The 21,883-nt window shown below is 49.6% G+C and carries 15 protein-coding genes and 1 tRNA gene; 12 read left to right on the top strand and 4 right to left on the bottom strand.

Annotated features, from left to right (window positions below; all coding sequences use genetic code 11):
- The first annotated feature begins 368 nt into the window (after positions 1–368).
- From htpG to lnt, 7 genes are all read left to right on the top strand, one after another.
- On the top strand, positions 369–2,294 hold the full coding sequence (gene htpG / locus ACYQ2M_RS14265; RefSeq protein ID WP_459917030.1) for a molecular chaperone HtpG: 1,926 nt from the start codon (positions 369–371) through the stop codon (positions 2,292–2,294).
- Positions 2,291–3,628: a 30S ribosomal protein S12 methylthiotransferase RimO gene (gene rimO / locus ACYQ2M_RS14260; RefSeq protein ID WP_459917029.1), complete on the top strand. Its 1,338-nt coding sequence runs from the start codon at positions 2,291–2,293 to the stop codon at positions 3,626–3,628. Before htpG ends, rimO begins: the two co-directional genes overlap by 4 nt.
- Positions 3,625–4,608 carry a polyprenyl synthetase family protein gene (locus ACYQ2M_RS14255; protein WP_459917028.1) on the top strand — a complete coding sequence of 328 codons (984 nt, stop codon included), beginning with the start codon at positions 3,625–3,627 and terminating at the stop codon, positions 4,606–4,608. The genes rimO and ACYQ2M_RS14255 overlap by 4 nt, the downstream gene beginning before the upstream one ends.
- 22 nt (positions 4,609–4,630) lie before the next feature.
- Entirely contained in the window at positions 4,631–5,872 is a 1,242-nt protein-coding gene (locus ACYQ2M_RS14250; RefSeq protein WP_459917027.1) for a hypothetical protein, read from the top strand.
- Positions 5,873–6,022: 150 nt separating this feature from the next.
- Positions 6,023–6,098 (top strand) — tRNA-Val (locus ACYQ2M_RS14245).
- A gap of 228 nt (positions 6,099–6,326) precedes the next feature.
- On the top strand, positions 6,327–7,874 hold the full coding sequence (locus ACYQ2M_RS14240) for a sensor histidine kinase (RefSeq protein ID WP_459917026.1): 1,548 nt from the start codon (positions 6,327–6,329) through the stop codon (positions 7,872–7,874).
- A 20-nt stretch (positions 7,875–7,894) separates the two neighbouring features.
- Positions 7,895–9,514, top strand: coding sequence for an apolipoprotein N-acyltransferase (gene lnt / locus ACYQ2M_RS14235; RefSeq protein ID WP_459917025.1), 1,620 nt, complete (start codon positions 7,895–7,897; stop codon positions 9,512–9,514).
- Between the two features lie 17 nt (positions 9,515–9,531).
- On the opposite strand, the gene ACYQ2M_RS14230 is transcribed toward lnt, so the two are convergent.
- The gene (locus ACYQ2M_RS14230) at positions 9,532–10,266 is read right to left on the bottom strand and encodes a small multi-drug export protein (RefSeq protein WP_459917024.1); all 735 of its coding nucleotides are present in this window, start codon (positions 10,264–10,266) and stop codon (positions 9,532–9,534) included.
- 354 nt (positions 10,267–10,620) lie between these two features.
- On the opposite strand from ACYQ2M_RS14230, the gene prfB reads away from it, so the two are divergent.
- The 5 genes from prfB (at position 10,621) to ACYQ2M_RS14205 (ending at position 17,244) form a co-directional block, all read left to right on the top strand.
- Positions 10,621–11,719 (top strand): peptide chain release factor 2 gene (gene prfB / locus ACYQ2M_RS14225; RefSeq protein WP_459917023.1). Its coding sequence is split into 2 segments (ribosomal slippage): positions 10,621–10,689 and positions 10,691–11,719, totalling 1,098 coding nucleotides; the frame shifts between segments, so codons are not numbered across the junction.
- Positions 11,716–12,264: an HD domain-containing protein gene (locus ACYQ2M_RS14220; RefSeq protein WP_459917022.1), complete on the top strand. Its 549-nt coding sequence runs from the start codon at positions 11,716–11,718 to the stop codon at positions 12,262–12,264. The genes prfB and ACYQ2M_RS14220 overlap by 4 nt, the downstream gene beginning before the upstream one ends.
- Positions 12,265–12,448: 184 nt before the next feature.
- Positions 12,449–13,288 carry an ABC transporter ATP-binding protein gene (locus tag ACYQ2M_RS14215; RefSeq protein WP_459917021.1) on the top strand — a complete coding sequence of 280 codons (840 nt, stop codon included), beginning with the start codon at positions 12,449–12,451 and terminating at the stop codon, positions 13,286–13,288.
- Positions 13,285–15,834: an FtsX-like permease family protein gene (locus ACYQ2M_RS14210; RefSeq protein ID WP_459917020.1), complete on the top strand. Its 2,550-nt coding sequence runs from the start codon at positions 13,285–13,287 to the stop codon at positions 15,832–15,834. Before ACYQ2M_RS14215 ends, ACYQ2M_RS14210 begins: the two co-directional genes overlap by 4 nt.
- Positions 15,835–15,942: 108 nt before the next feature.
- Positions 15,943–17,244, top strand: a complete 1,302-nt coding sequence (locus ACYQ2M_RS14205) for a lipocalin-like domain-containing protein (RefSeq protein WP_459917019.1) — start codon at positions 15,943–15,945, stop codon at positions 17,242–17,244.
- A 113-nt stretch (positions 17,245–17,357) separates the two neighbouring features.
- Here ACYQ2M_RS14205 and ACYQ2M_RS14200 read toward each other — a convergent pair whose 3' ends face one another.
- Genes ACYQ2M_RS14200 through ACYQ2M_RS14190 form a run of 3 tightly spaced genes read right to left on the bottom strand, consistent with a single transcriptional unit; the run spans position 17,358 to position 21,826 of the window.
- On the bottom strand, positions 17,358–18,971 hold the full coding sequence (locus ACYQ2M_RS14200) for a response regulator (RefSeq protein WP_459917018.1): 1,614 nt from the start codon (positions 18,969–18,971) through the stop codon (positions 17,358–17,360).
- A complete protein-coding gene (locus tag ACYQ2M_RS14195; protein ID WP_459917017.1) occupies positions 18,968–19,420 on the bottom strand; it encodes a response regulator in 453 nt (150 codons plus the stop codon). The genes ACYQ2M_RS14200 and ACYQ2M_RS14195 overlap by 4 nt, the downstream gene beginning before the upstream one ends.
- Positions 19,421–19,435: 15 nt before the next feature.
- Positions 19,436–21,826, bottom strand: coding sequence for an ATP-binding protein (locus ACYQ2M_RS14190; protein WP_459917016.1), 2,391 nt, complete (start codon positions 21,824–21,826; stop codon positions 19,436–19,438).
- Positions 21,827–21,883 lie beyond the last annotated feature (57 nt).

Genomic DNA, 21,883 nt, shown 5'->3' with positions numbered 1-21,883 from the left:
CTTCAATGAGTTTTGCAAGAACCTGTTACTGAATATCAGAAAGCATTGTATCTATTCTCCTTAAAATACAACCCATATGCCCTTATAAGAAACCCAACAATTGAACCACAGTTGGGAAAACCGGCCAGCAAAAGGGCAAAATTCCATCATAAACTTGACAATCCTGATTTTGCACCAATTTTTTAAGGCAAAATGAAATCCGAACGGACGATGTCAACGGCAACAAACAACCGTCTGGACGGAACAACCAATTTATTTGTCCGGATACACCGGAATAAAAAATATTTTTTTCTGCGTTTTTCATAGATAGTAACATGAAAATCAGAGATAAAAAATCAAAACATTTTATCATCGACACAGGAGAGACCATGGCTACACAGAAAGAAACGTGTGAATTTAAAACCGAAGTGCAGCAGCTGTTGCACCTGATCATCAACTCCCTTTATTCCAACAAGGAAATTTTTATCAGGGAGCTGGTTTCCAATGCCTCCGATGCCATTGACAAGGCAAGATTCAAAGAGCAGACCCAGCCGGAGCTGTTTGAGGGCGACAATGATTTTCATATCAGGATTTCCACTGATCCTGAAAAAAAGACTTTTACAATCACTGACAACGGCATCGGCATGACATATGACGAGGTCAATGAAAACATTGGAACCATTGCCAGAAGCGGCACGGCAGCATTCATGGCAGCCCTGGAAAAATCCAAGGACGAGAATGTCCTGTCCCCGGAGCTCATCGGCCAGTTTGGTGTGGGCTTTTACAGTGCCTTTATTGCCGCAGATAAAATCACCCTGGAAACCCGGGCCGCCGGCAGCGAAAAAGGTGTCAAATGGGAATCCGATGGCAAGGGAAGCTATTCCATTGAAGAAACGGACAAGGCCGACAGGGGTACCACCATCACCCTTGAACTAAAGGAAGTCGGAGAAGGGGACCAGGATTTCACAGAAGAATACACCATCCGCCACATCATTAAAAAACACTCTGATTTTGTCACCTACCCCGTCATCATGAATGTTGAGAAAACAGAGCCTCTACCAGAAGACCAGATCATTAAAGACAGTGATGGCAAGCCTGTGGGAGATACTTTCAAAAAAGTCAGGGCAGACGAAACCCTGAACTCCATGAAGGCCATTTGGGCCAAAAACCCCGAAGATGTCACCGAAACAGAATACGAAGAATTTTACAAACACATCAGCCACAACTGGGACAAACCCCTTGCCACCCTGCACAAGAAATTTGAAGGCATCACCGAGTATGATGCCCTTTTGTTTCTGCCCTCCAAGGCTCCCTTTGACATGTTCCGTCCCGAAAGAAAGCACGGCATGCAGCTTTACTGCAAACGGGTGTTCATCATGGACGACTGCAAGGAACTGCTGCCCGAATACTTAAGCTTTATCCACGGCGTGGTGGATGCCCCGGACCTGAACCTCAACGTCAGCCGTGAAATTCTCCAGGAAGACCGGCTGGTCAGGAATATCCGCAAAAACCTGGTAAAAAAAACCTTCAGCCTGCTGGAGGACATGGACAATGAAAAATACGAATCCTTCTATGAGGAATTCGGCCAGGCCATAAAAGCAGGTATTCCCACAGACTTTGAAAACAAAGACCGCATTGCCGCACTGCTGCGTTATAAGACCACCAAGTCCGATGGTAAATATATTTCCCTTGATCAGTACATTGAAAACATGCCCGAAGATCAAAAGGAAATTTATTATATCACCGGCGAAAACATGAATGCCCTGATCAATAGCCCGCTTCTGGAAGCCCTAAAGGCCAAGGATTATGAGGTTATTCTCATGGTGGACCCCGTGGATGAATGGGTCACCCAGTCTCTGTTTGAATACAAGGAGAAAAAACTTAAAAGTGCAGAAAAAGGGGATCTGGATCTGGACAAGGTGGATGAAAAGGAAAAAGACGCTTACACGCCTCTTTTTAATTTCATCAAGGAAAAACTCGATGACAAGGTCAAAGATGTTCAGATATCCAAACGTCTGAAAGATTCCGTGGCATGCCTGTCCGGTGATGATTTCGGCATGAGCGCCTACATGGAAAAAATCATGAAGGCTTCGGGTCAAGATGCGCCGCAGCAGAAAAGATCCCTTGAGCTTAATGTTAAGCATCCGGTCATCGCCAAAATCAAGGAAATCTTTGAAACCGACACCAGTAACCCAGCCCTCCAGAGCTACAGTGAGCTGCTATTAGACATTGCCATCATCAGTGAAGGTGGAAAAATAGACAACCCGGCCCGGTTCAGCAAACAGCTGGGCGACATGATGGCCAAGGCTTTATGATCATCTATCTTGAAACCCTGGGATGCTGCCGAAACCAGGTGGACAGTGAAGTCATGCTGGGTCGGCTGGCATCCCGGGGCCATGATATCACCCATGACCCTTCCGGGGCAGAGGTGATAATTATAAACACCTGCGGGTTTATCGCAGCGGCCTCGGCAGAGGCCGTTGACACCATCCTTGACTTGGCCCGGTACAAAAAAGAAGGATCCTGCAGACGTCTGGTGGTCACCGGGTGTCTGCCCGAACGCTTCCGCGAGGATACCCTGACAGATGCCCTTCCCGAAGTGGATGCATTTCTTGGCACCGGGGCCTGCGACAGCATTGTGGAGGCCGTTGAGGACAATACCGGAACCGTCATCACCCTGTTACCTAACCCCTGTGCCCGGGAACTTCAGGGCCTTCCTTTGCCCCGGAAACTCACTCTGGATTACACGGCCTATGTCAAGGTATCCGAAGGATGTAACCGCAAGTGCACCTACTGCATCATCCCCCGCCTCCGGGGGATACAGAGAAGCCGCACGGTGGACAGCGTGATAAAAGAGGCCACTACCCTTATCTCCCAGGGGGCCAATGAAATCATTCTGGTGGGAGAAAACACCACGGATTACGGGCTGGAGCTTTCACCTCCGGTGCATTTAAGCCACCTGCTGGAAAAGATTTCAAAAGAAGCTGCGACGGTTCAGTCCAGCCATCCCGCCTGGATACGCCTGTTATACACCCATCCCTCATCCATTGAAGAGCGGGTCATTAAGGCCATTGCCGAAAATGATAATATCTGCAGTTACTACGATATTCCCATACAGCATGCTGACTCCCGAACCCTCAAGCGCATGGGGCGCAATTACACCATGGAGGATCTTTACCGTCTTTTTGAGACCATCCGCACCATGGACCCCCATGCCGTGTTAAGGACCACCCTCATCACCGGGTTTCCCGGAGAAACGGAGGAAGAATTCCAGACCCTGTTGAAATTTATTGAAGATATCAGGTTTGATCATCTGGGGGTATTTCCCTATTCTGATTCAGAGGATCTGATCTCCCACCGGCTAAACAACCATGTGCCGGAAATTCTCAGGGAAGAACGCCATGATATCATCATGAACCGGCAATCTGAAATTTCAGAGACCAACAATCAAAAATATCTGGGCCAGACGGTTCAGGTGCTTGTGGAAGAAAATCCCGATGAGGGTATTTACCTTGGCAGGACACGCTTCCAAGCCCCTGAAGTGGACGGCATTACATTTATTTATGGCTCAGGGCTTGAAATCGGTACCTTTACTGATGTAAAGATTACAGAAACCCATGAATATGACTTGGCAGGAGAAACGGCATGAAAGATGAATTGAAGCGCAGACTGATATCACTGGTGGAAAAGGATCTAGTAAAGATAGAGGCGGCGCTTCATGATAACCTGAGTCCCCACCTGTCCCTGGTGAAGGACATTGCCGGACATCTCCTGTTCAGCGGCGGGAAACGTATCAGACCCCTGTTAATGATTTTAAGCACACGCCTGTGTAATTACCAGGGAGCTGATGCCATCTCCTTTTCCACCATTTTTGAATATCTCCATGCCGCCACTCTGCTCCACGACGATGTGGTGGACGAGGCTGATTTAAGGCGGGGGAAACCGGCGGCTCACACCCAATGGAGTCGCCCCAAGGTGGTCCTGACCGGGGATTTTCTCCTGGCCCGGTCCCTGTCCCTTGCGGCATCAACCGGCATTCCGGCCCTCATTTCCGTTATGGCCGGCATCACTGAAGATATGTCCCAGGGAGAAATTGAACAGATGGAACAAAGGGGCAATGTCGAGCTGACCGAAGCACAGTACATGACCGTTATCAAGCGAAAAACCGCAGTTTTGCTCCAGGGCGCCTGCAGAAGCGGTGCCATTCTGGCCCATGCCGAAAAAGACAAGGAAATCGCCCTGGACAACTTCGGATATCACCTGGGGATGGCCTTTCAGATGGCCGATGATCTATTGGATTACACGGCCAAGGCAGCCACCCTTGGTAAAAACCCCGGTGCCGATATCCGGGAGGGGAAATTAACCCTGCCCCTGATCAAGGCCCTGGAAAATGCATCGCCCCAGGATCGCTCCTGGATGTTCAGTATCATTACAGCCCCCAACTTTAATGCAGATGATTTCCAAAAACTTCAGGAACGTCTTCATCACTACAGGGGAATTGAATATACACAGGAACAAGCCGCCCACCATGTGTCCATGGCAAAACAAAGCCTTAAAAACTTTGCACCCTGCCAGGCCATGGACACAATGATAATGATCGCAGAATACGCCATCGCCAGAAATGTATAGCCCCAAAGGCACAGGAGGAGAAATGAACCCATTTAAATCAGCTGCCATGACAGCGGTAGCTCTGATGTTCTTACTGGCCTGTATCTGCAGCCATGCCGCAGCCCAGGAACAGGGAAACCTTACTGTGATTTCCCTTGGAAAACATGCCATTGTCGGTGGGGACATCTCCAAAGCAAAGAAAACCGCCATTGAAGACGCCCTTGATACCGCCGTGTCCCAGGGCATTCTTTCCATGCTCACCCCATCGGAAATATCCTCCAGCCTCCCCCTGCTGTCCGATGTGCTGACAGGTGCCGCCCAGGACCATGTCATCACCTACAAACTGCTTGGCGAAATGGAGAAGGGCAGCCATTATATAGTTGCCGTGGAATCTACTCTCAACGCCCAGACCCTGGAAGCCCTTTTTTCAAAATACCGGATCCAGAATAAAGACAAGACCCTTCCCCGGATTTTGATTTTCATGTCGGAACAGGTACCCGATGAAATCCTGCCCCGTTACTGGTGGGGGAAAAACCCCATGCCTTTCCACTCCTTTGCCCAGGAAGCCTTTAAAAAAGTCCTTGTGAAAAACAACTATCTCCCCATGGAGCCTCCCACAGATCAAGAAATTCAGTCTTTTGAGGTTGTGTTTAACTTTATCCATGATGCCGATGCCGCATTAAAAGTGGCATTAAAACTCAACGCAGAGATCATGATAATGGCCAAAGCAAGGGCCGAAGAAGCATCCAATGTCATGGGTGCAGAAAAAGCATATAAATCCACAGTGGCCCTGGAGGCTTTCCAGGTAAGCTCCGGAGAACGGATCACCTCTTTTACCACCGATGCCGTGGTTAAAAGTGATTTCAGCCAAACCGGCATATCGGACAGCCTTACAATGTCAGGTACCCAGGCGGCGGAAACACTCCTGGGCAGACTGGATGCGGCATGGTCCGGCAAAGCATCGGGCCCCCAGGCCATTGAAACCCGCATTGAGGGGGACGATTATCTCTCAAGCTTTATCATGCTCAGAAAAATTCTAAACACCATGTCCGGCATCAAGGATATCCAGACCAAAGAATTGAGTTCCGACAATGCCGTGGTGGACATCATCTACCAGGGAAATGGTAAAAAACTTGCAGATGCTTTGATGATGCAGACGTTTGGTTCTTTTAACTTAAGTCTTTCAGACATCACAGACAAGTCCCTGACCATCAAGTTCATACCCAGGAACGGTGCACAACCAGTGGAAACAAAGGATATACAAGGGGCCTTTATTTCCGAATAACAGGTATGACAAAAGGGGCGCCAGCACTCCGGGACTGGACCTGGTTCCCGTTGGAGATTCTGCTGATGATACCTTCGCATAAAAAAGCCCAACCACCGAAATTCTTTCTTGACATGCACCGGGGATGGTGGTAGTTAAGCTTTCTTATAAAGGCGCGTAGCTCAGTTGGTAGAGCGCTACCTCGACACGGTAGAAGTCAGCAGTTCGAGCCTGCTCGTGCCTACCATAAAAAAATAAAAGGTCAGCAGAACGTATCTGCTGGCCTTTTTTTTGTATTCCCCCTCCCTTTCTTAACGGACACCGCAGATAACCCCCTGTGAACATTTATCCCCCGCCCCGAACACCCCAAGGCACTGTAATAATGATTGACACGCCCGCAACGGTATGTCTTTACTGATTGGTAACACTTGAGAGGTTCGGCTGTTCCATCACATGGGAAAAGGGAAAACGCAGCATGAAAATTTATTATAAGATCCTCCTCACCACTTTACCCACGGGACTCATTCTGATCATCTTAATGGGTGTCATCTACTCCCATTTCAGTGTCAAGGCCCTGACACATCTGGCAACCACCTGGCTTGAAACCCGCCTGTCAGAAGCCATTCACATAGCTGCATTACAAAACGAAAACCTGAAAAAATATGGACTGGAAGCAATTCCTGCCAGCATTCTGAAAGCCAAAATGGACGCAGAAAAAGATATCAGCACCATTGGCGTGGGAAAACAGGGCTATATTTTTGCCGTGAATAAACAGGGTACCATTGTTTTCAACCCTGATCATTCCCTGGTAGGGCACAATGTTGCAGGGACAATATGGTTCCAGCAGTTAACATCTCACAGGGGCACCATCACCTACCGGACTAATTCAGGATACAACCTTGCTTTTTACGGCTATTTTGAGCCATGGCAATGGTATATCATCGCCACAGACCCCCATAAGGAATTTTTAGGTGCAGCCCAGCGCATCACTCCCATGATCCTGATTCTCGGATTTCTAGGCGCACTTGTAATGGCAGGGGTTTTAATGGTTATGACTCACCGTCTGACCCGTCCCCTCAAGCAGCTCACCGACGGTACACAACGGGTGGGACAGGGGGATCTGAAAACCATGATAAAGGTGGATTCCAATGATGAACTGGGCATTCTAGCCCAAAATTTCAACCACATGACCCGGCGTCTTCAAGAGATCACCATCCTGCGCGATGAATTGGAAGAAGCGGTGAAACTACGCACCCATGAACTCACCGAAATGAATAAGCGCCTGGTAAAGACAGAACGGTTTGCCGCCGCCGGCCAGCTGGCCACCACGGTTGCCCATGAAATTAATTCACCGCTCCAGGGAATCTTCTCCCTGGTGGATCTCATGAAGGACAACGAAAACAATGACACGGAAACCCTGGAAGAAATCAACGCCATTGAAAACGGACTTCAATCCATTAAAAAAACCGTGAAAAACCTCATGGATCTCAACCGCCCCAGCGGCCTTGAAAAGAGCCATATTTATATTAACAAGATCATTGAAGACACTTTGTCTCTTTTTCATACACAGGTGGCAAAAAAAGGGGGTATTATAAAATTAAATCTTGCCCCGGATCTGCCATATATATTTGCGTCTCCCCAGCTGCTGAGCCATGTATTCATTAATTTCATAAACAACTCCCTGGAAGCCATAACCCAGGATATCCCTGCAGGTTCAGGAAAGCCCAGGGTACCTGAAATCGACATCCATACCAGCATGCATAATGATAGCCTTGTGATTCAGTTCCAGGACAACGGCCCCGGCATCACACAAGAAGTCATGCCCAATTTATTCACCCCATTTTTCACAACCAAAAAAAAATTGGGCATGGGCGTGGGGTTAACCATCTGCTCTGAAACCATTCAAGAACATGGAGGAACCCTGGACGCAGGCAATGCATCCACCGGTGGTGCCATATTTACCATCACACTGCCCGTGTCCAATTGCTCCTCTGTACTCCAATGGGATCGGCAGACATCGTAAAAACACCCTTCTCAGCTCTTATGAACCCATTAAAAACTATTCATGCACTCATAAATTTTTTTCCAGCATTGGCAAGTGGTATACTCCTGTCTCTTTCCTTTCCTGGCACCCAATGCTCATGGCTTGCCTGGACAGCCCTGGTACCTCTGCTGGTTTCCATAAAAGATGCCCGCCCCCACAATACCTTTAAAACAGGCCTGACCATGGGCATGGCCCATTTTTTTTCCCTGATATACTGGATACTTCCCACCCTTCGCACGTATGGGAACCTTCCGATATTGCTTGCATTCCCCGTCCTTTTTCTGCTGGTATCCTACCTGTCCCTTTATCCGGCGATGTTTTGCCTGATTCTCTCGTGGAAATCCCGTGAAAACAACTTTGCACCTTTCATGCCCGTGGGAGCGGCCTTTTTGTGGGTGGGGCTTGAATTTATACGGGCACGGCTGTTCACCGGTTTTCCATGGGGGCTTACAGGGTATTCCCAATATATGCACACATCCCTGATTCAGATGGCCGATATCACCGGTGTTTATGGAATTTCGTTTGTTATTGTGCTGGTGAATGCCACCCTGGCCATGACATGGCATCAAATAAAAGCGAAAAACCATTTACCTGGCAATAAAGGTCTCCAAAAAGCATTAGTGATTACCTGGCCCATGCTGGTCATCCTGATTCTGGGGGGCATGATTGCCTACGGAAATGCGCGTATTTCCAGCATGAAAAAAAGCATGGCCCTGGCACCTCAACGCACGATTTCCGTAATCCAGGGCAATATTTCCCAGGCAGACAAATGGGATGAAGCCTACAAGAAAGAAACCATTGATGTGTATTGCCGTCTCTCCCTGATGGCCGCAGAAGCCCACACACCGGATCTCATCATATGGCCGGAAACCGCATTGCCTTTCTATTATACCTGGGAAAAAAACATGTCTGATGGGGTGGATGCCTGTGTCCGACAGACCAGGGCATGGTGTATCATCGGAAGTCCAGCGTTCTCACTTCGTGGGGAGGATGACTTTCAATTTTTCAACCGGGCTTACATGCTGACCCCCCATGCCGAGATCAGCTCTGTCTATGACAAAATTCACCTGGTACCCTTTGGAGAATATGTACCCCTGGGAAAATACTTAACCTTTTTGGATAAATTGACATCCCAGGCAGGAGATTTCTCAGCGGGCATGGAAAATGCCCCCCCCCTGGCATTTAAAGAAAATCAGGCAGGCATACTCATCTGTTTTGAAATTATTTTTCCGGAACTGGCATCAGCTGTGGTGAAAAATGGGGCTGATCTGCTGGTAACCATGACCAATGACGCCTGGTTCGGCCACACATCTGCACCCCTGCAGCATTTTTCCATGGCGGTGTTCCGGGCCGTGGAAAACAGAAGGAGCGTTGCAAGGGCCGCCAACACCGGCATCAGCGGATTCATTGATCCCGGAGGAAGCATTACCGGGGCCACCTCTCTTTTCGAAACAACTACGCTGACCCGCCAGGTAGCCTGTCTTACATCAATGAGTTTTTATACCCGCCACGGGGATGTATTCGCCGGGCTGTGCCTGCTTGCCAGCTTGCTCTTGTTCTTCCCCTGGATGGGAAAAGGGTCAAGGGGCGCATTCCCATTTTCCCGGTTCGACGATTAATCAGGTAGAGGACAGGCTCAACTTAACCAGCGTTTGATGATCTTGAAATGGGAAATGGCAACAATTAAAATAATGCCCACGATGACATATTGAATCACATGCACATGCTGCTCCAAAAAATCAAAAAAGACAACCCAGAATAAAATAGCAGTAAAGGTTCCAAGAAAAACGGCACTGAAATTGCGTCCGACATGGACATTAAGCAGATAGCCTACAATGGAGCCTGTGACCGGTCCCGTCACCGGAAGAGGTACCATAACGAAGATAAACAGACCGATCCAGCCATATTTTTCTATTTTTTCTTTATGCTTTTCAGCTTTGGCCTTCAGGGCAATGGAGACATTCATCACCCATTTAAATTTGATATGGTTGGTCATGGAAAGGATAAAGACAGCATAGGCAAAACAGACGATGAGTATTTCAAGGTAAAAGTTATACCACAATGTCCAGGCAAGGTTGAATCCTGCCATAAAACAGATACCTATACCAGCGGCCCTGCCTCCGCAAATATGGGCCAGAAACGCCAGCAAAAGATTTCCGGCCTTGGAGGAATCCGTCACACTGATCCAGGCAATCAGCCCCATGAGCATTGCCAGAAGAACTACCCCCGTCCACAGAATTCTACCCTCGGGGGTTTTGTATATTTTCCCTTTTGGGGGAGCAAGCTTTATGGGAGGTGTTTTCAAAGGATTTATCTGCCTTTTCCGAGCATTCACCCGCACTGTAATTTGAATCGCAACATCGTACACCACAAAATGGTACACCAACGATGCTGATGAAATAATCAAAAACAGGTGGAAAGTCAAGCAAAAGCCATATCCCAAAAAAATAGAACTGTTGATAACAGGATTACCGGAAAAGATGAAATCCCATATATTTTTCCAGGGCCTGTTCACAACTTCGGCCCACTTGGGATGGGGCCGATAAAAATACGCACTAACAGGCGAGGCTCCAATGTACCCGGAAGCGTATCTGTATTGTTGCAATGAGTCCCCTTTTTATGGTAAATACACGCAGATGATAAACGGCTGAATCCCTTAGAATAGGGCCTGACGTCAATTTAATTATAAACCAAATAAAGGGAAAATATCCCACAGGAGCATCCCATGGCCTTAGAACCGAAACAGACCCTTTCTTCCTTCTATGAAAAAGCAGAACAACTCAAGGAGTATCTTTGACCTCCCTGTAAAGGAGAACAGATTAAGAGAACTGGAAAGTTTCATTGCCCGGGAAGATTTCTGGAACGACAACGACAAAGCCACCGAGATGCTCAAGGAACGGACAAGGATATCCGATCTCATTGACGCATGGCAATCGATTTATACAGAAATCGAAGATGCCGAAACCCTGCTGGAACTTGCCAGGGAAGAGGGAGACAAGGACGTAGAACAGGAGGTGGACGTTCAGCTCCAGAATCTGGACAAACGAATTCGATCCTTTTCCATAGAAATCATGCTCGATGATGTGGATGATTCCAAAAATGCCATTGTCTCCATAAATGCCGGTGCCGGCGGCACAGATTCCCAGGACTGGGCCGAAAAATTATTTCGCATGTACACCCGGTGGATCGCCAAAAAAGGCTACAAACTCCAGATTATTGACTATCAGGACGGTGACGAGGCGGGCCTTAAGGGAGCTACTTTAAGTGTATCCGGCAACAACTGTTATGGGTTCATGAAGGTGGAGTCCGGGGTTCACCGCCTGGTGCGCATCTCGCCGTTCAACGCCAGCGGCAAGCGCCACACCTCCTTTGCCTCGGTGTTTGTCTACCCCGAATTAAAGGATGATATTACCATTGAAATTGATGAAGGTGATCTGCGCATTGACGTCTACCGGGCAAGTGGTGCCGGCGGACAGCACGTCAACAAGACCAGCAGCGCCGTCCGTATCACCCATCTGCCCTCGGGGGTGGTTACCCAGTGTCAACAGGAATCTTCCCAGCACCGAAACAAGGAAATTGCCATGAAAGTGCTGAAATCAAGATTATACCAGATCGAAAAAGAAAAACAGAGCCGCAAAATGCAGGATCTCCATGACGGCAAGGATGACATTGCCTGGGGCAGCCAGATCCGCTCCTATGTCATGCATCCCTATCGCATGGTCAAAGACCACCGAACCAACTTTGAGGTGGGGGATGTGGACCGGGTAATGGATGGAGACCTGGACGAGATCATTGAAGGCGTTCTGCTTTCAGGCAAGGTATGATAAACACGGACAAGATCATACAGACCCATTACCGTCCCGGTACCCGGCTGTATGATCTCTTCATGCGCCATGGGGAACTGGTTGCAGAAAAAAGCCTTGAAATAGCAGAGAAGGTACAGCATTTCCAACCGGACATCACCTTTATTCAGGAGGCGGCCCTTCTCCATGACATCGGAATTTTCATGACCCATGCCCCTTCCATCCACTGCCGGGGCTCCCATCCCTATGTCTGCCATGGGTTCCTGGGACGGCTGCTTCTGGACGAGATGGGCTTTCCCCGTCATGGGCTGGTGTCGGAACGTCACACCGGTGCCGGCATCACCCTGAACAACATCACCAGAGCCCGTCTGCCCCTTCCCCACCGGGAGATGGTACCTATTACCTTGGAAGAGGAGATTATCTGCGTGGCGGACAAATTTTACTCCAAAAACCCAGACAAGGCCAACCATGAAGCAACCGTGGAAACCATCGTCGCCTCACTGTCAAAAATAGCCCCCGGCCATGGAAATCGTTTTTCAGCCTGGGCCATCAAGTTTCAGCTCTGATTTCCATGACGTTCTTATGGCCCTGTAGGTCAGGCGCATTGCCATTTTCCGGGTTCGATGGTTAATCCGCGTGGTGTCAGGTTTGTGTTATTGTGATTTTGTCAAGAACCTGTGTTAAAGGCAAATTTAAACAAAAGTTATAATAATACAAATCTGATACCACCCGTATAAGACCCTGGAACACATGGGCCATAAGAAAAATGGCATTATACCGCCCCCAACTGTGGCCGTTGCGGGCTTGTGCTGCGGCATGTTCATTTTAAAAAGCCCCCAGGGAGTCCAGATGGATATTCGTTTTTCAAAGGTTACCAAATCCTACAGCGAAAGTGGTGCCCGGCATGTTATTTTTGAAAATCTTGATGCTCTGTTCCCCTCGGGAACGATTTCGGTCATTGTGGGAAAAAGCGGAGTGGGAAAAAGCTCCCTTCTCAATCTCGCAGGCGGCATAGATACACCGGACAGCGGCACCATTCAACTTGACCAAACCCTGATCACCGATATGTCCGACCGGGAACGGACCCTCCTTCGAAGAAAAAAAATCGGCATCATCTTTCAATTCTTCAATCTGATTCCCGTTCTCACCGTGCTTGAAAATGCCTGCCTCATCGCAGAGCTCGACAATGCCTCCCCCCGGGTGTTCAGGGAGCGCGCTCTTTTTCTGCTGGAGCAAACCGGACTTTACCATCGAAGACACGCCTTTCCGGATCAGTTGTCCGGCGGTGAACAGCAACGGGTGGCCATTGTCCGGGCCCTGGTCAATGACCCGGAGGTAATCCTTGCCGATGAACCCACGGGGAACCTGGACATGGCCACGGGCAGAACAGTGCTGGAACTCATCGTAAGACTTGTAAAAGAGCAGAACAAAACCCTAATCATGGTCACCCACAGCCCCGAAGCCGTGGGGTTTGCCCACCAGGTATTCACCTTTGAAAACCGTCATCTCTCCACCTCTTCAGCCACCACTTCCCCCCTTTTAACCGTCACCGACTCAGCGGTCCACTCCAGCGGAGATGAACCGACATGAGTGCCCTGATACCCGGCATTCTCATCAAAACCGCCCTGAAGCACAGTCTGCACCACAGGGCACGAACCCTGCTTCTGATACTGGGCATTGCCGTGGGGGTTTCCGGGGTGGTGGCCATTGACATTGCCAAAACCAGTGTCGGCCGATCGTTTGAGCTCTCCACAGGTCTTGTCACCGGTAAAAGCACCCATCGCATCGCGAGCAGCCACCTGACCCTTCACCACTCGTTATTCACACAGCTGAAGGTCTCCCTGGGTATAAAGCACTGTGCACCGGTCATATCAAGATACACCCATGTGGAAGAACTCCAGGGAAAACAGATGCAGCTTCTGGGGATTGATCCCTTTTCGGAAAAGGCCTTTCGTACACTGTCTTTGTCACCGCATGAAAGCGCCGGACAGAAAAATCTGCCCGAAACCCTCATGTCCGGCACCGGGGTGCTTATCTCCAGATCCCTCGCCCGTGAACACGGCCTTTCCATTGGTAATTTTCTAACCCTTTCGTGGGGAGAAAAAAAAGAGAAACTTTTCATTGCAGGTCTTCTTAACAGTACATCGCCCATGGAAAATGCGGCCCTAACGGGTATCCTAGTGACAGACATTGCCACAGCCCAAGAGATTCTGGCCATGGGAGAGCAGATATCCCACATTGATCTGATACTTGACTCAGAAGAATCGATACAGCAGATAAAACGCATCCTCCCCCCGGGCGTCATGCTTTTAAGTACCGCCCGGAGCAGCCAAGCCCTTCGCAACCTCTCCAGCGCCTTTGAGACCAGCCTCACCGCCTTCAGCATGATGGCACTTTTCATGGGCATGTTTCTGGTCTACAACACCGTCTCCTTTTCCGTCACCCAGCGCCGACGTCTCAACGGCACCCTGAGATCCCTGGGGGCCACCAGAAGAGATATTTTCATGATGGTGAGTCTTGAGGTTCTTATTTACGGCATTGCAGGCTCTCTTTTAGGTATCATTGCCGGTATACTTCTGGGAAAAGGGGCCGTTCACGCCGTGTGCGCCACGGTGTCGGACATGTACTTTGTGCTCACCGTCAACCAGACCCACATTGCCTGGCCAACCCTTTTGAAAGGATTTTCTGCCGGTATGCTATCGTGTCTTGCGGCAACTGCCCTGCCCGCCCTTACGGCAAGCCGTACCCCCCCTGTAAGCCTCTCCCTTGCTTCGGCATCGGAAACCAGAGTTCAAAAAAATGCAGGCCTTTTCAGCCTGGCAGGCCTTGTGCTCATTGGACTTTCGCTGTTTCTCTTTCTGTTTCCCCACAAGGGGCCTGCCCTGGACTACACCGGCATCTTCATGATGTTCACCGGTGCTGCATTCATGGTACCCCTACTCACCCGCATGGCCACAGCCCTGCTCCTTCACGCCCCGGCACCGATATCCGGCCTCCTCTCCCGCATGGCTCTTAAAAACATTGTACGTTCCCTGAGCCGCACCAGTGTGCTCATTGCCTGTTTAATGGTGGTGACATCGGTGTACATCGGCATCGACACCATGACGGCAAGCTTCCGTCAGTCTGTAGTCAGCTGGATTGACGGAAACATCGGCGGTGATATCCATGTGCGATCGGCGGATAAGACAGCTCCTGCCATCCCACCCGAAATGGTAGAGCTGATAAAGGCCCTGCCCGGGATAAAAAACGTCAGCGTCTATGCCATGCACACCATTTTATCCGGGGAGAAAGGCGAAACCCATGTGTTTGCCTACGACACCGATTTTTCAGACAAGGAGTGGGTATGGACGGCAGCCCCGGCACAATCCATGGACACGCTTTTAAAGCAGGGACAGATCCAGATATCAGAAATTTTTGCCGCCCGGCACGGGGTTGTTCCGGGTAAGAAAACCACGGTGATCCTCAATACCCTGCAAGGGGCACAGAAATTTTCCGTTGGCGGTATTTTCCGGGATTTTTTCATGGGAGGAGGGCGCATCATCGTTCATCCGGAAACCCTGAAAGCCTGCTGGGGATTTGATGATATTACCTCCATGCAGCTGTTTTTAGATCCGGACCAGAAGATCGGACCGATGATTGAAGCAATCCAGACCATGGCACCATCCCATGGTCCGCTGGAGGTTCGTTCGGGTAAAATCATAAAAGACAGCGTCCTTGAAGTGTTTGACAATACCTTTCTCATCACCATTGCCCTGCAGCTCCTGACGGCCATTGTGGCGCTTACAGGCATCGTCAATGCGGTCATGGCCATTCTGCTGGAACGTACCAGAGAGATGGCCATTCTCCGGGCCTGCGGGGCGGAATCGACCCAGGTGGAAAAATTGCTGATGATGGAGTGCGGATACTCAGGAATCATGGCAGGCATCTTTGCCCTGCCCTTTGGTCTTTTCCTATCCTGGGTGCTCATTGATGTGATCAACCAACGCGCCTTTGGATGGACCTACGGAATGATCCTGCAGCCATGGGGGCTTTTTCAGGCGGTGATCATGTCCCTTGCCACTGCCATGGCAGCCGGTGTTCTGCCAGCGATAAAGGCGGGGAAAAATGATATTCCCACTGCCCTTCGCATGGAATAGACAGACACAGGATTGATCTCAACATCGACCACTTTGGGCTGGGATCAGGCTGCCAATCTTATTGGCAAGCCCTGAAATCAGGCCCGGCACAGAGAAAAGGAAGACCGGATGAAAAAAACCAACGTCTCACGTCTCCGCATCATCCCAGTTAAAGTGATTAACACACCGGTAATCCCGGGGAGTTACACCCCGGAACTGCACGTTCAGAATCACTCCTGTACGAATATGATTTTAACCCGTGTAAAGCAGCCGATATACAGAATCAGGCGATTCGATTTCCGGTTAAAGGGAAGACGTATCGCTGGCGTATTCGCTCTTTTCAACTTGCTTATTGCCGCCATCCTGTTTTCTGGATGTGATACCCCTGCCGGGAAAGAGAGCATTGACATCGGTCAGGCCCTCTCTTCTTCCATGGCCCTGCCCTGTTTTAAAAGAGCAGACCGGGAGCTGCCCCTGGTGTTTCCCGCTGATCATGGTCCCCACGATGATTTTCAGACCGAATGGTGGTACTACACCGGCAATCTTGCCGACCCCTCGGGCAGAGGGTTCGGCTATCAGCTGACCTTTTTTCGTAGAGCCCTTGCCTGCGCCCCTATGATAGGTGCATCCCCATGGCGTACCCGGCAGCTCTATTTTGCCCATTTTGCCGTCACAGACATCGAGGCTGCAACCTTTCATTCAGACCACCGCATGGACAGGGAAAGCATTGGTATTGCCGGTGCCACCCCCCACCGGGTATGGATAGAAAACTGGTCTGTCAAAAAGACAGGAGATCATAAAACCCACCTCACGGCCAGGGGTGCCGATTTTTCTGTGGATTTCATTCTCAGCCCCGGAAAACCGCCGGTGATGCAGGGAAAATCAGGTTTGAGCCAAAAAAGCACCCAGCCGGGAAACGCCTCCTATTATTACTCTTTACCCCGAAGCCCCACCCAGGGAACCATCCTTACCCCTGCGGGGGAGTTCACCGTTTCCGGGCGAACCTGGTTTGACCATGAATGGAGCACCAGCGCCCTTGACAGCAACGAAAAAGGCTGGGACTGGTTTGCCCTGCAGCTCGATGACGGCAAAGATATAATGGTCTGCCAGATTCGAAGGGCCGATAACCGGCCCAACGGCTTCTCTTTCGGGTGCATCTCCCATGCCGACGGCCGTTATGATATCCTTGGTCCCGAAGATTTCACCCTCACGTCAACGGGCACCTGGCAAAGCCCCGCCACCCAGGGGATCTATCCGTCGGGCTGGAAAATCTTCATATCACCATTAAACCTGGCGCTCAAGGTTACGCCCCGCATCAAAGCCCAGGAGCACACCGGAGATTTCATCTACTGGGAAGGGGCGGTGGCGGTTTCCGGAAAACAGATTTCCGGTGACGGTTATGTGGAGTTAACCGGGTATTTGAAGGAATAAACTCAGTCGAATTTTATTGATTTACCATTTATCAAGCCCAGGTTGCTGCACTCCATGGATGCCGCCCCGGGAAAACGGTAGATTAAAAACAGCCGAATCCCTGAAGTAAGTCATCACTGATCAAGCACTTCCCGGAGCTTGGCGCTGAGATCGTTCACACTGAATGGCTTTTGAATAAAATGAACCCCCTCGTCCATGATGCCATGATGGGCAATGACCTCATCGGTGTAACCGGACATGTAAATGACCTTGATTTCAGGATAAAGCGCAGACACCTGGTTAAACAGCTCCTTACCGTTCATTTCAGGCATGACCACATCTGTGAGCATCAGACTCACATTACCATGGTGACCCTCCAGCCGGGCCAGGGCATCATTGCCGTTCTCCGCCACCAGAATATCATAACCCTCACGTTTCAGTATAATGACAGTGAGATCCCGGACCGACTCATTGTCTTCCACCAATAAAATCGTCTCACCCCGTTGTTCCCCAGCCCCGGTATTACACACTGCTTCAGGTTGATCCCCTTTGCGGACATCGGAACCCACCGGAAAATAAATCCTGAAAACGGTTCCTGTGGGCGCACTTTCCACCTGAATGGTGCCGTCGTGCTGCTTGACAATACCATACACCGTTGCCAGCCCCAATCCTGTACCTTTACCTGGCTCCTTGGTGGTGTAAAAGGGTTCATACAGATGCTGCAGGGTGGTATCTGTCATACCCGTGCCCGTGTCCTTCACTGTCAGCATGACGTGGGGCCCCGCAATTCCTCCCTCAAAAACTTCAGCATCGGTGTCATCCAGCTCAATTTCAACGATTGACATGGCAAGGCTTCCCCCATGGGGCATGGCATCTTGGGCATTAACGGCAAGATTCATCACCACCTGTTCCAGCTGCCCCACGTCTCCCTTGATCAAGGGCAGGCCCGGGGCAAGGTTGAACTTTATGGTCACATCCTCCCTGATGGTACGACGCAACAGTTTTTCAAAACGCTTTAAAAGATCGTTGAGATCAACGGGTTTAAATTCAAGGGTCTGCTTGCGGCTGAAGGCCAGCAGCTGGCCCACCATATCCCTTGCCCTACTGCCGGCACTCACAATTTCCTTTAAAAATTCCCGGCGGGGATCAGCTTCAGGGGTGTCCTCCAGCAGCATCTCTCCATATCCCAGGATGGGGGAGAGCAGATTGTTCAGATCATGGGCCACCCCTCCGGCCAGGCGACCTATGGATTCAAGTTTCTGGGCCTGGGCAAACTGCTCCTGGAGATGCTGGGTCTCCATCTCGGCAAGGGCAAGGCGTCTTTCGGTTTCCAGTTCCCGAAACACCCTTAAGAAAATATTGGGCAGCACCTCGGACAGATCAAAACCTTTGACCAGGTAATCACGGGCACCCATCTTCATCATCTCCACGGCTGTTTTCTCACTGCCCTGGCCGGTCATGGCCACAAAGGGCACACGGATATTGTGTTCCTGCAGGGATCTTATCAGCTGGGTTCCTGTCATGTCGGGAAGAAACTGATCCACCAGGAGTATGGTTTCCGGATCTTTCAGAATGGATGCAAGGGCGGCAGCCCCGGTGTAAACCCCCGTTGTTTCAAAGCCCACCCGTTTAAGAGCCTTCTGGGCAAGACGGTTCAACCCCTCATCATCCTCCACCACCAGAACCCGCATCTCCGGATCGTAATCCATTAAAAACCTGGGAGATTTATCTTCCACAAGCTGTTTCATTTTTCCATAACTCCATTGATCTCAGGCACCTTCACCACAGCAAGAAAAAGGCCCAAGCTGCGCACAGCATTCACGAATTTATCATAGTCAATGGGTTTTGTAACATAGTTGCTGCAGCCCAACTCGTGGCACAGGGCCACCTCCCTGGGATCGTCCGTGGTGGTGACCATTATGATGGGCATTTTACGCAGCTCCGGGTCCTGTTTTACCCGGGCAAGCACTTCAAGTCCGTCCACCCGGGGCATGCGGATGTCAAGAAGCAAAACATAGGGGGTATTGGGCTTTCGATGGGGCTCTTTTCCCTGGCAGAACAAAAAATTCAAAACCTTCTGCCCGTCCTTGAAATGAAATATTTCATTAACAATGCCAGCCCGGGACAAATTCTTTTTGATTAGCCCTGCATGGCCCTCATCATCTTCTGCCAGGAGAATCACGACATTTTTTTCCATTTATTTCTCCATAATTTAGGAAAGTACATTTGTTGCCTGGGGAAAAGAGATATAAAAACGAGAGTATTCACCCAAATTAGATTCCACGCGGATACTGCCCTCCAGACGATCCAAAATCCGTTTTACAATGGCCAAGCCCAATCCATCCCCCTGGCTGTGGGCCGGGTCCAGTCGATGAAAAATTTCAAAGATTTTATGCACAAATCTCGGGTCCATGCCAATACCGTTATCCGCTACGCAATAGGTGGCCTGGCTGTCTTCAATTTTACCGCTGATCTCAATCACCCCATCCCTTCCGGGATCAAGGTACTTCAATGCATTACCAATTATATTGGAAAACACTTGATTTATCTGCATTCCGTCTCCCCGGCATGGGGGAAGATCGTTTATGATCACCTTCACATGGGACGCCTTAATCTGATATTCAATGGCATCCACAACCTGGGATATCATGAGATTCATATCAATATTGTCCATGGAAAGCACGCCCCTGCCCGAACGGGAAAGATGAAGCAACCCCATGAGCAGTTTATCCATCTTGGCAGCACTGGTACGAATAAAGCGCAGGGCTTCTTGAATATCATCTTCCAGAATGCAGATAACCGTCGGGGGAAGATCATGGCCCAGAATTTTTTCCAACTCCTGTCGCAGTTCTGTCATGCTATAGTTAAGTTCTCTGCTGTACCCATCTATGTTCACCAAGGGAGATCTCAGATCATGGGATGCCACATATACAATCTGCTCCAGTTCTTCATTTTTCATTTCCAGATCGGCATTTACCCGGGCAAGCTGCTCGGTTCTTTCCTCAACAAGTTCCTTTAATCTGTCACGGTGATCTCGTAGTTCGTCCTCCTGCTCCAGCATCTTTTTCTCTTGCAGTTTCCGCTGGGAAATATCGTTGATGGTACCCTCATGGTAGATGATCTGCCCATTTTCATCCGTCACCATATGGATGTTAAGGGACACCCATATCCGAGTCCCGTCCCTGAGATTTAAAGGGACCTCAAGATTTTGAAGGGATCCTTCCCGGGCAAGACGTTCAATGATCTGCGCTCTGTCGTCTGAATTTTCATAAAGCTGCTTACCGACATCATGGTAATGAGCTATCACCGAGGCCTGATCATCAAACCCAAGCATTTTTACCAGGGCAGGATTGGCGGCCATTATCTTTCCCTGAAGGGTAATCTGAAAAATCCCCACCGTGGCATTGTTAAAAATATTACGGAAACGAATTTCAGATGCTTTCAATTCCTTTTCTGTACGTATACGCAAATGGATATTAATGAAAAGCATAACCGATATCAGGAGAAGACAAAGAAAGGCCCCCAGTGTACCCCATATAAGCGCTTTATAATTTTCATAAAAGGAGAAAGGACGATTCAATACCACGGCATCAGGGGGAAGCAGATCCGTGGAGACCTTGAATCGTTCAAGTTGAAAAAAATCAACCCGGCATTTATTTACACCGGTCTGAATAACGGGAAGGGTTGAAACCGGCACCCCGGCCAATATCTGTTTTCCCAGGCGTGCCATCTCCTGTCCCTGGGAGTAACCACTGATGACATTTCCTCCCACCGCACCGTCCCGCAGGTTAAAGTCAAGCAGACAGTACACGGGGACAGGACTTATCGACGTCAACTTTGCCCCCACCCCTTCATAGCTCAGATAATTGCCCAGCCGATCGGCAAAAAAATCTCCCAGCAGAATGGCAGTATCTCCACCCAAACCCCTGATTTTTTCCTGAAGTTCGCCTATGGAAAGATTGTCGTTATATTCAATGGTAAGGGTTGGAAAAAGAGAATCGAAGGCGGCTTCAATGTTCCTGCGCCAGGCACGGCCGGTGGTGAGATAATCGTTGATGACGTAAACATGCTTTAAACCGGGATGGAGGCGTACCATGAGTTCCACCGTGCTCACAGGAGATATAATTTCGGCCACACCGGTGATATCGGCATGCCCCTGAAGCATCTCCGGTTTGTAATCATTGACACCACAAAAGGCAATCGGCACCCCGGGAAAAAGCGTCTGCCGTCGCTGCATGAGAAAATCAAAAGCGTTGTTATCGCTGCACAGGATCAGGGATAAATGAAAATCCTGGGACTTGTGGGCCAGGGAACGTTCCAGAAGTTGGTAATGCAAAGAATCATGATGCCGCTTGGAATCCATGTATTCAATGTGCACGATCAGGTTGTTGCGGTCAGGGGTAAGTTCTTCAAAAACACCTTTTTCGATATTTTTGACCCAGGTCATGTCCGAATTATAGGAGTGCAGCAATAACACATGACGGGGAAGAAGGTCTTCCTCAACCGCCCATCCCTGTGGTGAAACTAAATGGACAAAAAAAAGGGCAACAAAAAAGATGCCAGTAATTGCGGTGTGCCTTTTTCTTCCGGTAAAAGGTATCATCAAATTCCCTTGATCAATTTATGAGAAAAAACCGGCAAATCTGACGGTTTTTTAAGC

The organism is Desulfocicer niacini (genome assembly GCF_054657595.1).
This window is presented reverse-complemented; position numbering and strand designations above follow the sequence as displayed.